This window comes from Marivivens donghaensis, assembly GCF_011806565.1.
Classification (GTDB): Bacteria; Pseudomonadota; Alphaproteobacteria; order Rhodobacterales; family Rhodobacteraceae; genus Marivivens; species Marivivens donghaensis_A.
Genome location: NZ_JAATOP010000001.1, coordinates 194,007 through 206,727 on the forward strand (window position 1 = coordinate 194,007; position 12,721 = coordinate 206,727).

The 12,721-nt window shown below is 60.4% G+C and carries 17 protein-coding genes, 1 tRNA gene and 1 other RNA gene; 8 read left to right on the plus strand and 11 right to left on the minus strand.

Annotated elements, in window-relative coordinates; translation table 11 throughout:
* The first annotated feature begins 82 nt into the window (after positions 1-82).
* Entirely contained in the window at positions 83-541 is a 459-nt protein-coding gene (mscL, locus tag HCZ30_RS00975) for a large conductance mechanosensitive channel protein MscL (RefSeq protein WP_167635896.1), read from the plus strand.
* Between the two features lie 51 nt (positions 542-592).
* Here mscL and ald read toward each other — a convergent pair whose 3' ends face one another.
* On the minus strand, positions 593-1,705 hold the full coding sequence (gene ald / locus HCZ30_RS00980) for an alanine dehydrogenase (protein WP_167635897.1): 1,113 nt from the start codon (positions 1,703-1,705) through the stop codon (positions 593-595).
* Between the two features lie 127 nt (positions 1,706-1,832).
* On the opposite strand from ald, the gene HCZ30_RS00985 reads away from it, so the two are divergent.
* Complete coding sequence (locus HCZ30_RS00985; protein ID WP_167635898.1) at positions 1,833-2,300, plus strand: Lrp/AsnC ligand binding domain-containing protein; 468 nt, start codon at positions 1,833-1,835, stop codon at positions 2,298-2,300.
* Between the two features lie 126 nt (positions 2,301-2,426).
* Here the strand turns inward: HCZ30_RS00985 and rpsU are convergent, their stop codons facing one another.
* Positions 2,427-2,633, minus strand: a complete 207-nt coding sequence (gene rpsU, locus HCZ30_RS00990; protein ID WP_086451606.1) for a 30S ribosomal protein S21 — start codon at positions 2,631-2,633, stop codon at positions 2,427-2,429.
* Positions 2,634-2,744: 111 nt separating this feature from the next.
* On the opposite strand from rpsU, the gene HCZ30_RS00995 reads away from it, so the two are divergent.
* From HCZ30_RS00995 to HCZ30_RS01010, 4 genes are all read left to right on the plus strand, one after another.
* Entirely contained in the window at positions 2,745-3,437 is a 693-nt protein-coding gene (locus HCZ30_RS00995) for a COQ9 family protein (RefSeq protein ID WP_167635899.1), read from the plus strand.
* A 10-nt stretch (positions 3,438-3,447) separates the two neighbouring features.
* Complete coding sequence (locus tag HCZ30_RS01000; RefSeq protein ID WP_167635900.1) at positions 3,448-4,422, plus strand: zinc-binding dehydrogenase; 975 nt, start codon at positions 3,448-3,450, stop codon at positions 4,420-4,422.
* Positions 4,423-4,637: 215 nt separating this feature from the next.
* Positions 4,638-4,793 carry a hypothetical protein gene (locus HCZ30_RS01005; RefSeq protein WP_167635901.1) on the plus strand — a complete coding sequence of 52 codons (156 nt, stop codon included), beginning with the start codon at positions 4,638-4,640 and terminating at the stop codon, positions 4,791-4,793.
* A 36-nt stretch (positions 4,794-4,829) separates the two neighbouring features.
* Entirely contained in the window at positions 4,830-5,528 is a 699-nt protein-coding gene (locus HCZ30_RS01010) for a L,D-transpeptidase (RefSeq protein ID WP_167635902.1), read from the plus strand.
* On the opposite strand, the gene HCZ30_RS01015 is transcribed toward HCZ30_RS01010, so the two are convergent.
* Positions 5,525-6,160: a ribonuclease T2 family protein gene (locus tag HCZ30_RS01015; RefSeq protein WP_167635903.1), complete on the minus strand. Its 636-nt coding sequence runs from the start codon at positions 6,158-6,160 to the stop codon at positions 5,525-5,527. The two genes, HCZ30_RS01010 and HCZ30_RS01015, sit on opposite strands and share 4 nt — an antisense overlap.
* A 130-nt stretch (positions 6,161-6,290) precedes the next feature.
* Between HCZ30_RS01015 and HCZ30_RS01020 the strand changes: the two genes are divergently transcribed.
* Entirely contained in the window at positions 6,291-7,055 is a 765-nt protein-coding gene (locus HCZ30_RS01020; RefSeq protein ID WP_167635904.1) for a DUF1013 domain-containing protein, read from the plus strand.
* Between the two features lie 45 nt (positions 7,056-7,100).
* Here the strand turns inward: HCZ30_RS01020 and recR are convergent, their stop codons facing one another.
* The 8 genes from recR to HCZ30_RS01060 all read right to left on the minus strand — a co-directional run bounded on the left by recR (position 7,101) and on the right by HCZ30_RS01060 (position 11,545).
* Positions 7,101-7,694 carry a recombination mediator RecR gene (gene recR / locus HCZ30_RS01025; protein ID WP_167635905.1) on the minus strand — a complete coding sequence of 198 codons (594 nt, stop codon included), beginning with the start codon at positions 7,692-7,694 and terminating at the stop codon, positions 7,101-7,103.
* 1 nt (position 7,695) lies between these two features.
* On the minus strand, positions 7,696-8,040 hold the full coding sequence (locus HCZ30_RS01030; protein ID WP_167635906.1) for a YbaB/EbfC family nucleoid-associated protein: 345 nt from the start codon (positions 8,038-8,040) through the stop codon (positions 7,696-7,698).
* The gene (locus HCZ30_RS01035; protein WP_167635907.1) at positions 8,040-8,453 is read right to left on the minus strand and encodes a hypothetical protein; all 414 of its coding nucleotides are present in this window, start codon (positions 8,451-8,453) and stop codon (positions 8,040-8,042) included. The genes HCZ30_RS01030 and HCZ30_RS01035 overlap by 1 nt, the downstream gene beginning before the upstream one ends.
* Positions 8,429-10,186: a DNA polymerase III subunit gamma/tau gene (locus HCZ30_RS01040; RefSeq protein WP_167635908.1), complete on the minus strand. Its 1,758-nt coding sequence runs from the start codon at positions 10,184-10,186 to the stop codon at positions 8,429-8,431. The genes HCZ30_RS01035 and HCZ30_RS01040 overlap by 25 nt, the downstream gene beginning before the upstream one ends.
* A gap of 106 nt (positions 10,187-10,292) precedes the next feature.
* An RNA gene (gene ffs / locus HCZ30_RS01045) (signal recognition particle sRNA small type) lies at positions 10,293-10,391 on the minus strand.
* 122 nt (positions 10,392-10,513) lie between these two features.
* Positions 10,514-10,588, minus strand: a tRNA-Glu gene (locus tag HCZ30_RS01050).
* A gap of 55 nt (positions 10,589-10,643) precedes the next feature.
* On the minus strand, positions 10,644-11,072 hold the full coding sequence (locus HCZ30_RS01055; protein WP_167635909.1) for a DMT family transporter: 429 nt from the start codon (positions 11,070-11,072) through the stop codon (positions 10,644-10,646).
* The gene (locus HCZ30_RS01060) at positions 11,072-11,545 is read right to left on the minus strand and encodes a DMT family transporter (protein WP_167635910.1); all 474 of its coding nucleotides are present in this window, start codon (positions 11,543-11,545) and stop codon (positions 11,072-11,074) included. Before HCZ30_RS01060 ends, HCZ30_RS01055 begins: the two co-directional genes overlap by 1 nt.
* A gap of 150 nt (positions 11,546-11,695) precedes the next feature.
* Between HCZ30_RS01060 and HCZ30_RS01065 the strand changes: the two genes are divergently transcribed.
* Positions 11,696-12,655: a lipid A-modifier LpxR family protein gene (locus HCZ30_RS01065; RefSeq protein ID WP_167635911.1), complete on the plus strand. Its 960-nt coding sequence runs from the start codon at positions 11,696-11,698 to the stop codon at positions 12,653-12,655.
* Positions 12,656-12,721 lie beyond the last annotated feature (66 nt).

A 12,721-nucleotide genomic window follows, 5' to 3' on the forward strand; every position in this document is an offset into this window, starting at 1 on the left:
ATTAGACATGTGGGGCGGTGACGCTACCTATGTGCGTTAGAGCGCAGGATAGCGCACCTTTTAATTAAGGAATTGAGGGAAGATGTATAAAGAATTCAAAGCGTTCATTGCCAAGGGCAATGTTATGGACCTTGCCGTCGGTATCATCGTCGGTTCGGCTTTCACCGCGATCGTCAACTCGATCGTCAAGGATCTGATCAACCCGATCATCGGCGTGATCACCAGCGGCCTTGATTTTACCAACACCTATTGGGTTCTCAGCGGCGATGTTCCGGCAGACGCAAGCCTTCAGGAAGCGCGCGATGCGGGGGCAGCGATTTTCGCTTACGGCTCGTTCATCATGGCCGTCGTGAACTTCTTCATCATCGCGTTCGTCGTGTTCCTGCTGGTCCGCTTCGTGAACCGCGTCCGTGACGAGATGACCGAGAAAGAAGAGACCCCGATCCCCGAGGCGCCGAAGGCTCCGACCGAGTTGGAGATCCTCATGCAGATCCGCGACGAACTGCGCACTGACAAGGTTCCCGCCGGTCCGCAAGGCTAACAAAAAGGCCCGCCGAAATTGGCGGGCCGTTTCAATTTCCGTGAGTGGAAATTACAGCAGCGAGGCCGGATCGACCGTCTCGATGCCGAGAGCTTCGCCGACAGCGGCGTAGGTCAGCTGGCCAGCGTGAACGTTGAGACCATTCAGCAGGTGTTTGTCGTCAGCGCAGGCTTTCTTCCAACCTTTGTTCGCCAGCGCGATCATGAACGGCATGGTCGCATTGCCAAGAGCGATGGTCGACGTGCGCGCGACAGCGCCCGGCATGTTGGCCACGCAGTAGTGCATCACGCCGTCGACTTCGTAGATCGGGTCTTGGTGGGTGGTGGCCTTCGAGGTCTCAAAGCAGCCGCCTTGGTCGATGGCAACGTCAACGAGGACAGCGCCGGGTTTCAGCTCTTTCAGCTGGTCGCGCTTGATCAGCTTCGGCGCGGCAGCACCCGGAACAAGCACAGCACCGATGATCAGGTCGGCCTCGCGGGCCAGTTCGATGGTGTTGGCAGCGGACGCATAGGAGGTCTTGAAGGTGCCGCCAAACACGTCGTCGAGGTAACGCAGGCGCGGCAGCGAGCGGTCGAGCACGGTCACATCAGCGCCCATGCCAGCAGCGATTTTCGCGGCGTGAGTGCCGACGACACCGCCGCCGATGACCAGAACCTTGCCCGGACCAACGCCCGGAACGCCGCCGAGCAGAACGCCGCGGCCGCCGTTGGCCTTTTGCAGGGTGTAGGCACCGACCTGCGGAGCGAGACGGCCAGCGACTTCGGACATCGGAGCAAGCAGCGGGAGGCCGCCGCGGTCGTCGGTGACGGTCTCGTAGGCGATGCAGGTCGCGCCGGAGGCCAGCAGGTCCTTGGTCTGCTCCGGATCCGGAGCAAGGTGGAGGTAGGTGAACAGCAGTTGGCCTTCGCGGAGCATCTTGCGCTCGACAGCCTGCGGTTCCTTGACCTTCACGATCATGTCGGCAGCGGCAAAGACGTCCTCGGCCTTGGCTGCAATGCTTGCGCCTGCTGCGGTGTAGTCTTCGTCAGTAAAGCCCGCGCCGATACCTGCGTTGGTCTCAATCGTGACGGTGTGACCGTGGGCAACAGCCTCCTGAACGGCGCTGGGCGTCATGCCGACGCGGAATTCTTGCGGTTTGATTTCTTTGGGGCAGCCGATGTGCATGGTGCATCCTCCTGTTCGCTTAGACGTAGGATGACGCACCTTTCGTGCAATTGCTTCGGAAAGATCGGTTGCGAAAAGGCGAATATTCGAAGAATATTCGATACACTGATTGAAATGGCGAAGAAACGTGACTGATTTCGGAATCGATCCGACGGATCAACGCATCCTGACCATCCTGCAAAAAGAGGGTCGGCTGAGTAATGCCGATCTGGCCGAACGGGTGAACCTGTCGGCCTCTGCCTGTCACCGCAGGGTCCAGCATCTGGAGCGGGGTGGGTACATCACGGGCTACGTTGCGCTGGTGAACCCGCGCAAAGTCGGGCGTAAAACGACCGTGTACGTCGAGATCACGCTCAACGGGCAGGCGGATGAGACGCTGGATGCGTTCGAGAAGGCCGTTGCCCGCGTGCCGGATGTGCTGGAGTGTCACCTGATGGCGGGCACTGCGGACTATCTGCTTAAGGTGGTGGCCGAAGACGCTGAGGACTTCGCGCGTATCCACCGCCGCCATCTGGCGAAGCTGCCGGGTGTGCAGACGCTGCAATCGTCGTTTTCACTCAAGACCGTAAGGCAGACGACAGCATTGCCGATCTAGGGGCCGCGCTGCGCGCGGGCGGGGGCGCAGCCCCCGAACCCCCGAGGTATTTTCGTCAGAATGAAGAGCACAAAGAAAAACCCCCGACCGAGGCCGGGGGTTAATTTTAGCGACAAAGGGGTGCTCTTAGAGCAGACCTTCGCGCTGCAGCTTTTTGCGAGCCAGCTTGCGCTGACGGCGGATCGCCTCGGCCTTTTCACGGGCCTTCTGGACGGAGGGCTTCTCGAAATGCTGCTTGAGCTTCATTTCGCGGAAGACGCCTTCACGCTGCAGTTTTTTCTTGAGCGCACGGAGCGCCTGTTCAACGTTGTTATCGCGAACGCTTACCTGCATGTGGTATTCACCACCTTCCTAAGTTGGATTTGCAAAAAAGTTTGCAGGGTGGGCGGCGTATAGCAATTACGTCCTATGTTGTCTAGTGTGCTGCCCCGAAGGAGAGACCCTATGCCTATTACGCCCCTTTCGCCTGCCGTGGAACGCTTGCTTGATGCCATCGAGCCCAATGTCGTTTTCGACGGATGGACCGATACTGCATTTGAACATGCCGCAAATGCCGCCGGGATGACGAAGGCCGAGGCGCTGGCCGTTTGCCCGCGCGGCGCTGTCGATCTGGCCGTTGCCTATCATAATAAGGGCGATGCGGCGATGGTTGCGCGGATGCAGAGTGGCGAGATGGAGGGGATGCGCTACAGTGAGAAGGTTGCGGCGGCGATCCGTTTCCGTCTTGAGGCCGCTGATCGCGAGTTGGTGCGACGCGGGACGACGCTCTTTGCGCTGCCGCATCTGGCGCCGGTCGGGGCAGGGCTGATCTGGGGCACTGCCGATCTGATCTGGGAGACGCTGGGCGATACATCGGACGATTACAACTGGTACTCCAAGCGGACGATTCTCTCGGGCGTTTACAGTTCCGTCGTGCTCTATTGGTTGGGTGACGAAACGGGCGGCGAGGCGACGAATGCCTTTATCGATCGCCGCATTGCCGACGTCATGTCGTTCGAAAAGTTCAAAGGCACGGTGAAGAAAACTCCGGTTCTTGGCGCGTTTGCCGGTGGGTTGGAGAAAATGCTTTCGGGCATCAAGGCACCTGTTCGCGGACGGCAGGATGACCTGCCCGGACGCTGGACGTTGAACGAATAAGGAGCATCAGGTGCGCGCTATCGAAATTACCAAGGCCGGCGGACCCGAGGTCCTGAAAGTCTGCGAACGTCCGATGCCGGAAGCCGGTGCGGGGCAGGTCGTCATCAAGGTTGCCTATGCGGGCGTGAACCGTCCCGACGCATTGCAGCGTGCCGGCCTCTATGCGCCGCCGCCCGAAGCGAGTGATCTGCCGGGGCTGGAAGCGTCCGGCGAGGTTGTGGCGGTCGGTCCGGGTGTGAGCCTTTCCGTTGGCGACAAGGTTTGCGCGCTGCTGCCGGGCGGTGGTTATGCTGAATATGTTGCGACGTCGGCGTCGCACTGTCTGCCGATCCCTGATGGCATGAGTATGCGCGATGCGGCCTGTCTGCCGGAAACGTACTTTACCGTGTGGTCCAACGTCTTCATGCGCGGCGGGCTGAAAGGCGGGGAGCGATTCCTTGTGCATGGTGGTTCGTCCGGTATCGGCACAACCGCGATCCAGCTGGCGAAGGCATTCGGCGCACGTGTGTTCGCTACCGCTGGGTCGGCGGACAAGTGCAACGCTTGCGAAGAGCTTGGTGCCGAGAAGTGCTTCAACTACCGCGAAGAGGATTTCGTCGAGGGCATGAAAGCCGAAGGCGGCGCGAACCTCATCCTCGACATGGTTGGCGGCGAGTACATCAACCGCAATATCAAGTCGCTCGCGATGGAAGGACGTCTCGTCCAGATCGCATTCCTGAAAGGGCCTAAGGCGGATGTAAACTGGGCGCAGCTCATGATGCGCCGTCTGACGTTTACGGGTTCGACCCTGCGCCCACAGTCTGATGCCGCCAAGGCCGCGATTGCGGACCAGTTGCGCGAACATGTCTGGCCGCTGCTTGGTGCGGGGCGGATCAAGCCGATCGTCTACAAGGAATTCAGCCTTGATGAGGCAGCGGACGCCCATGCGCTGATAGAAAGCAGCGCACACATCGGCAAGCTCGTCATGCGCGTTGCCGGAGAGTAACCACACGTCGATGTGAAACGATGCGGCTTGGACCCCGTCGCAAAGCGGGGCAAAGTCGCGCCATGTTTCGGATAACTCTTGTACTGCTGGTAATCTTTGCCTTGCTGCCACTGAGAATGGCCGCGAGGACAGAGGCGCTTGTCTCTGTGCCGACGGAAGCGGCGATCACGCAGACGGCAGGACTGACGCTTCAGCAGCGATGCCATGGGGTCTCCTTGCCCGGTCATCGCTGTGCTGTGGACCTGTGGATGGCAGAGGACATGGCCTCGCCCGATCCGCATTTGCCCACCATCGCCGCGCCACGTGATGCCATCTGGCTGTCCGCGCTGCATCAGCTCGAAATTCCGGTGCCGCCGCCTCGATTTGTCTGACGCCTGAAAACCGTTAGCAAAATCACGAGGGATATCATGTTCAATCGAAGAAGTTTTCTCGCTTCGGCGGGAATGGCAGCGCTGTCTGCCTGCGCCCGTCCTGCGCCCGAACCGGAGCCTGTCGCTCCGCCCGCACCTCCGCCGCCACCGCCAATGCCTGCGCGATATGGTGCGCTTTATGACGAGCCGTTTCCTGTGCCCGCCGTCCCGCGCGGGGTGGTGTCACGGGAATACTGGCGCCAGGAAATTGCCAACCCGTTTACCGACATGGACGAGGGCGGCATCGTCGTCGATCCCGATGCGGCGTTCCTCTATCTGGTCGAGCCGAACGGCCGCGCGCTCCGATATGGTGTCAGCGTCGGGGCCGCCGGGTTTGAATGGAAGGGCGATGCGATCATCCAGTACCAGCGGGATTGGCCCGTCTGGAAGGCGCCCGACAGCATGGTCGAGCGCTGGCCGCAGTTCGAGCCGTACTCCGTCGCTAATGGCGGGATGCCGGGCGGTCCGGGCAATCCGCTCGGCGCGCGGGCGCTCTATCTGTTCCAGAACGGCGAAGACACGCTCTACCGCATTCACGGGGCGTGCGAGCCGGAAACGGTGGGAAAGGCTGTGTCGTCGGGCTGTATCCGCATGATCGATCAGGACGTGATCGATCTAGCCACGCGTGTCCGTCACCATGCACCCGTTCGCGTGTTGAAATCGGTGAAGCCCGAGGGCCTCACCGGCATCTACTAGCGGACCGGATCGAAGAGAGCGTCATCCAGCGTGCAGTCGCGGACCACATCCGCGCTGCACGTCCTGAATTCCAGGTCGCGGGTCAGGCAGATCCGCGCCTCTTGGATATAGCCCGACCGGCAGGTGATCGTGATGCCGTCGGGCTCCATCGCCGGATTGTTCTGAACGAAGGCTTCTTCGATCAGTGAAGCGGGGAGCGAGACCTGTTCTTGCAGCTTGGCAAAGGCGGTCGGGAATTTAATGCGCTCGTAAGCTTCGCGGGCGAGGCCATAGTAGTCCTCGGACGACAAACCCGAACAAACGCCGTGCTTGTTCCATTGGTAGAACGCCAGCCCGTCCGTGCCCATGATGTCCGCCATATCGCGGGTCTGTTGGCGGCTCGGGCGACCAAAATCAGTATCGCAATATTCGGGATATCCGCGCTCGTACTGCGGCCAGAGCCCGTGCATGATCCAGCCGAAATCCTCGTCTTCATCACATTGCGTTGAACCCCGCGCGTCCCCTTCGATGGTGCACCAGTTGGGCGACCAAGACAAAGACAGCACGTAATAGTCGAATTCTCCGGCAATATCCTGAGAGGCCGCAATCTGCGGAAACAGGCCGAGCGCCAATGCAGCAAGGGTCGATCGCATTTTCATCTTTTCTAATTGTGATGATATGACTATATAGCGCCTGAGTTCCCCGACAATGTGAACTGGGCCGATCCGATCCGGCCCGCCCCCTCGCGGGGCAGCGGGGAAGATATGTATTCAGGAGACGACGATGTCCGATAAACCGATCATGGCCAAAGCCACCGCTGTCTGGCTGATTGACAACACCACCATCGGCTTCAAGCAGATCGCCGATTTCGTTGGCATGCACGAGCTGGAAATTCAGGGCATTGCCGATGGCGAAGTCGCTCAGGGCGTGAAGGGCTTTGATCCGGTTGCCAACAACCAGCTGACCCAAGAAGAAATCGACAAGGCCGAAAAGAACCCGCTTCACAAGCTGAAGCTGAAGTTTAACCCGGCTGCCGTTGGCGAAGAAAAGCGCCGTGGCCCGCGCTACACCCCGCTGTCGAAGCGTCAGGACCGTCCGAATTCGATCCTCTGGCTGGTCAAGTTCCACCCCGAACTGCCCGATGGTGCGATTGCCAAGCTCGTCGGCACCACCAAGCCGACCATTCAGGCGATCCGCGAGCGTACCCACTGGAACATCGCCAACATGCAGCCGGTCGATCCGGTCGCTCTGGGCCTGTGTAAGCAGTCGGAGCTCGACCAGGCCGTTCAGAAGGCCAACGCCAACAAGGGCACCGCGATGTCGGACGATGAGCGCCGCAAGCTGGTGTCGACCGAGCAGAGCCTCGGCATGGATGCGGACGAGCCGAAAATGCCGTCGTCGATCGCTGGCCTCGAAACCTTCACCCTGTCGGACAGCGGCAGCAACGAAGAGCCGATGGACAACGACAAGATCGACGACGATTTCTCGGACGCCGACAGCTTCTTCAACCTGCCTTCGGGCGGTGATGACGACGAAGACGACAAATAAGTCGCCGTCGGTCCAAATGAAAAGCCCCGCGATTGCGGGGCTTTTTTACATTGTGCGTCTGGCTTTGAGAGCGGCTGTGATCGTGCCGTCGTCGAGGTAGTCGAGCTCTCCCCCGACAGGCACACCCTGCGCCAATGACGTGACCTTCACATCACCAAGCTGGTCCGCGATGTAGTGAGCCGTGGTCTGGCCGTCGATGGTGGCTGACAGCGCGAGAATGACCTCATTGATATGCTCCGACGAAATGCGGTCGATCAGCTTGGGGATGCGCAGTTCGTCCGGCCCCACGGCATCCAGCGCCGACAGCGTCCCGCCCAGCACATGATAGCGACCGCGAAACACCGCAGCGCGTTCCATTGCCCAAAGGTCGGCGACATCCTCGACCACGCAAAGCTCGCCGTTTTCGCGGCGAGTGTCCTCGCAGATCGGACAAATGTCGGCGGTGCCGATATTGCCGCAGTTCAGGCACTCGCGAGCCGTCTGCGCGACGGTTGTCATCGCTTCGGCAAGCGGCGAGAGGTGCGTTTTACGTTTCTTGACCAGATGCAGCACCGCACGACGGGCCGACCGCGGGCCAAGGCCCGGCAGCTTCGACAGAAGCTCGATCAGCGTTTCGATGTCAGCGGTGCCTTGAGCCATCTTAGAACGGCATCTCGAAGCCCGGCGGCAGGCCCAGACCTTCGGTCAGCTTGGACATCTCTGCCTTGGCTTTTTCCGAAGCGCGGCCCTGCGCGTCCTTGATCGCGGCGAGGATCAGGTCTTCGACCATTTCCTTTTCGTCGGTGTTGAAGATCGACGGATCGATATCGAGTGCCTTCAGCTCGCCCTTGCAGGTCGCGGTGGCTTTGACGAGGCCAGCGCCGGCTTCACCGGTCACGGTCATCGTTTCCAGCTCTTCCTGAAGCTGGGCCATTTTCGACTGCATTTCCTGTGCGGTCTTCATCATCTTGGCCATGTCGCCAAGACCGCCCATTCCTTTGAACATCACGTTTTCCTTCGATTGCGGATGCGCCGGACGGCGCGAATAAGTGCGAATAGCATTACGCCAGCAGCGAACACGGTCGGGACGATCGGCGGGGCTATGCAGCCTTCGGCCTGTCCCAGCGCCCAGATGCCGTCCGGGTCTTTGGCCCAAAGGCGCGTCGACACCAAGAGTAACACGAACGATGCAGATATAATGCCTGCCATCTGCCATGCAATGTGGCGGTAGAAAGACCCCATCAGCACAATCAGCAGCATGACGAACAGCATCGGGTTCGCGAACACGTATGCGGCTTCGGTCCAGATGTTCACGGTGCCCTTGTCGGGCGACCACATCGGACGGAGTTGTTCGCAGACGTCGGCCATTGCCGGAGCTGGAAGGAGGGCGAGGATCAGTCCTCTTCGAAGGGGTCCCATTCGTCCTCTACTTCTTCGAGTGCTTCTTCGAGAGCGCCGGTTTCCAGATCCTTCGCCGTGCGGACATCTGCAATCTTCGACTTCGGGAAGGCCGCGAGGATCGACTGCACGAGCGGCAGCGCTGCGGCTTCGGCTTTCAGTTCTGCTTCGGCAGCGTCGCGCACTTCGGAGACAGTCGGCTGACCGCCTTCGTTTACCACGATCACAGCCCAGCGGTTGCCGGTCCATGTTTGAAGGCGCGAGCCGAGCTTGGCCGCCAGATCGCGAGGCGCATTCGGCGTAGGTTCGAATTCGATGCGGCCGGGCCGGAAGTTGGCGAGGCGCATGTAATTCTCGACCTCGACCAGTAGCTGCACATCGCGGTGAGCACGGATCAGATCGAGTACGGATTCGAACGTGGCGTAGCGGGCCAGCGAGTTCTGCGCGAGCTGCGGGGCGGCAGATGCAACAGGGCCGCTGGGGCCGGAATGGGTCGGGACATGACCGCCGCCATAGGCGTTCGTGCTTCCACCTTGCGCGGGAGCATACGCGCCGCCACCACCGCCGCCACCCGGATGGGGCGGGGGAGCGGTGTTCTGCAGTTTGCGAACCAGTTCCTCGGGCGAGGGCAGTTCGGCGACGTGGGTAAGGCGGATGATCGCCATTTCGGCAGCCATCATCGCGTTCGGCGCTTGGCTGACTTCCTCGATCGCTTTGAGCAGCATCTGCCACATGCGGGTCAGCACGCGCATCGGCAGCGCATCGGCAGCGGTTTTGCCGCGCGAGCGTTCATCGGGGCTGACAGTCGGATCGTCGGCAGCCTCGGGCGTGATCTTGATGACCGAGATCCAGTGCGTGATCTCGGCAAGGTCACGCAGCACGGCCATCGGGTCGGCGCCGTCGGAATACTGCGCCGAAAGCTCGCCCAGAGCCTCAGCCGCCTGACCGCGCATAATCATGTCAAAGAGGTCGAACACACGCCCACGGTCGGCAAGGCCGAGCATCGCGCGGACCTGTTCGGCGGTCGTCTCGCCAGCGCCATGCGAAATCGCTTGATCGAGCAGCGAGGTTGCGTCACGCGCAGACCCTTCGGCAGCGCGGGTGATCAGGGCAATCGCGTCTTCGGTGATCTCTGCGCCTTCGGCGTTCGCGATCTTGCGCATGAGGCCGAGCATCACCTCGGGCTCGATGCGGCGCAGGTCGAAGCGCTGGCAGCGCGACAGAACGGTCACCGGAACCTTGCGGATCTCGGTGGTCGCAAAGATGAACTTCACATGCGCGGGCGGTTCTTCAAGCGTTTTCAGCAGCGCGTTGAACGCGCCGGTCGACAGCATGTGAACTTCGTCGATGATGTAGACTTTGTAGCGAGCCGATGCCGCGCGGTAGTGAACGCTGTCGATAATCTCGCGGATGTTGGCGACGCCGGTGTTGGAGGCGGCGTCCATCTCGATCACGTCGACATGGCGGCCTTCCATGATGGCGGTGCAGTGTTCGCACTTCCCGCAGGGTTCGGTCGTCGGGCCGCCGTTGCCGTCAACACCAATGCAGTTCATCCCCTTGGCGATGATACGCGCGGTAGTCGTCTTACCCGTGCCTCGGATGCCGGTCATGATGAACGCCTGCGCGATCCGGCCTGCCTCGAACGAGTTTTTCAGCGTGCGGACCATCGCATCCTGCCCCACGAGATCGACAAAGGTCTCGGGGCGGTATTTGCGGGCAAGCACCTGATACGGCTTGGGTTCGGCTTCGGTCATGGCGTCCTTGGGATTCTGGTTGCTGGCAAGGTAAGCGCAGGAGAAGGCGAGGTCCACCGCGATTGCCGCAATCAGCCGGTCTCGGCTGTGTCGAATTGTGGGGATAAGGTGAGAGGCTGGACAACGACCCAAGCGGGGCTCGTTACGGCTGCTTCCTTCCGGACCTGACCGGGTTGGCGAGGCGCTCGCCCGCGCCAACCTCTCAAGCGGGGAGATATGACATGGAACTGGGTTTTGCAAGGGCGCGCACGCAGCAAAACTCGCCGCATCGCAAAAGGCGTAATGCGGGCGTCAGTTCTATCGAACGTTCTGAATGTAGGGGGAAAGTGGCAGCCCGTAGGGGAATCGAACCCCTCTTTCCAGGTTGAAAACCTGGCGTCCTAACCGATAGACGAACGGGCCACTCTTGGTGTGAGCGGGCTAATAATGAAGTCCGCAGAGGGGCGCAAGTGGAAAATCACGCTTTTCTTTTGCGACCCACCAAAATTCCTCCGAGGATGAGCGCGACACCCGCGATCCGCGCGTATGGCGACCCCGGTGCGCCAGTGATGATGTCCATGATAACGCTGGAAAGCATCTGCCCCGCGATCACAAGAACTGCCGTTTGCGCTGCGCCAAGGCGCGAGATCAGCCAGCTGGACGAGGCCACGAAAATAACGCCGAGCGGGCCGCCGACGAACGCCAGCCAAGGCCAGTCGATGGGTTCGCCCTTGGGGAATAGACCGCCGAAGGCCAATGCCACCGCCGTCAGCGCAACGAAGCCGACGAAGTGATTCCAGAACGAGGACACAAGCGGGCCGGTGCTGAGCGACAGGCGACCATTGATCTGGCGGCTGAGGCCCACAAGGATGCCGCCGCCGAAAGCGAATGCGATAAACGTCAGCATCAGGCGCCCCGTCCGTAAAAGATGATGAGCAGGCTCCCCGCCACGATCAGCGCGATTCCCGCGAGGTCTTTCCACGCGGGCGATTTGCGGGGCAGGCCGAAGAGGCCGAATTTATCTGCCGTCAGTCCGAACACCATCTGACCCGCGAGGCCGAGCGCCAAAGTGCCTGAAAGTGCCAGTGCCGAGTTCACCGCCGTGGAGGTGAGAATCACTGTCAGCGCACCCGAAATGCCGCCCAAATAGGCCCAAAGCGGGGCCTTGGAGGCTCCGGCGGGGCGGCGGCGGAAGGCAGGGATCGCAACCAGCATGAGAATCGCGGCAATCGCGCCCGTTCCGTGTGCCGATAGCGATGAGAACAGCGCCGAGGCTGCCGCAGCCAGTTGCCCGTTGAAATACGTCATCAAAGTCAAAAGCCCGCCTGTACCGAGGGCGGCGAAGAACAGAATGGCGGGGCGTTCGGGGGGCTGTGTCATGGCATGTCTCCTGACGCTACCCCTGCCACCAGCGTGACCTGTGCGCAACCATCAGGCGTAAATTCCAAGGCGCATAATATGGTGCGTAAGAAAACATATATCCGCCTCATTCCTTACGATGCTAAGCGAAAACTAAAAATGGAATGGGACATGCGTGGTATTTTTGCTGTCACTGCTTGTGTGGCATCGCTCAATTTTGCACCGGTTTTGGCACTGGATTATGACACGGGCGCTGTTGCCCAGTCGTCGAACCCTTACGAGTTCGTCGGGATCGGTCGCATCTTTTCGAATGATAAATTCGGTGACAACGACGACCGCTGGCGGACTGGCAGCTACAACCTTTCGTTCGCTTTCTCGAACGAGGGCGACAACGACTACGGCTCGGACCCGCTTGATCTGGTCGAATTTCGTTTCCGCTCGGAAATCATCGCGCCGCGCAACCTAAAGCGCGCTGGCTCGGACGACCGTATCTATGTCGGTCAGCTCTCGTTCGGTGCGCATACACATTATGAGGTCGAGCGCTACGAGGTCAGCCTCGGTGCGGATATGATCTTTACCGGCCCACAGACCGGCATGTCCGACTTCCACCAGAAGACCCACGAAGCGTTCAGCGCACCGTCGCTTGGCGATAGCGTGATCGATAACCAGCTCGGCGACCACATCTTTCCGACCATCACCGCAGAGATCGGCAAGGAATATCAGCTGAGCCGTACCGCTCCTGTCACGATGCGTCCGTTTGCGGAGGCGATTGTCGGTGTCGAGTCGCTCGCCCGCGTTGGTGTCGATTTCAACTACGGTGTCGCCGGCCGCGACATTGCCTACAGCCGCGATTCCGCGACGGGCCAGCGCATCCCGCTCGGCTATGGTGATAATCTGGGCCTGACGTGGAATGCGGGTTTCGACTACGCCAACGTCATCGATAGCGCCTATTTCCCCTCCTATTTCGACAGCGAAATGGAAAACGACCGATTCCGTGCGCGGGCCGGTGTGAACTGGCATTTCGGCGACCGGATGGCTGTCTACTACGGAGTCACCTACCTGTCCGAAGAGTATGTCGGGCAGGAAGAGGGGCAGGTGCTCGGTTCGTTCCGGTTAAATTTCACCTATTAATTGAAATATTGGGAAAGTCTGTTCTCTCAACTTGATTTGATCTGTGTGTTGACGTTACGGTGAACT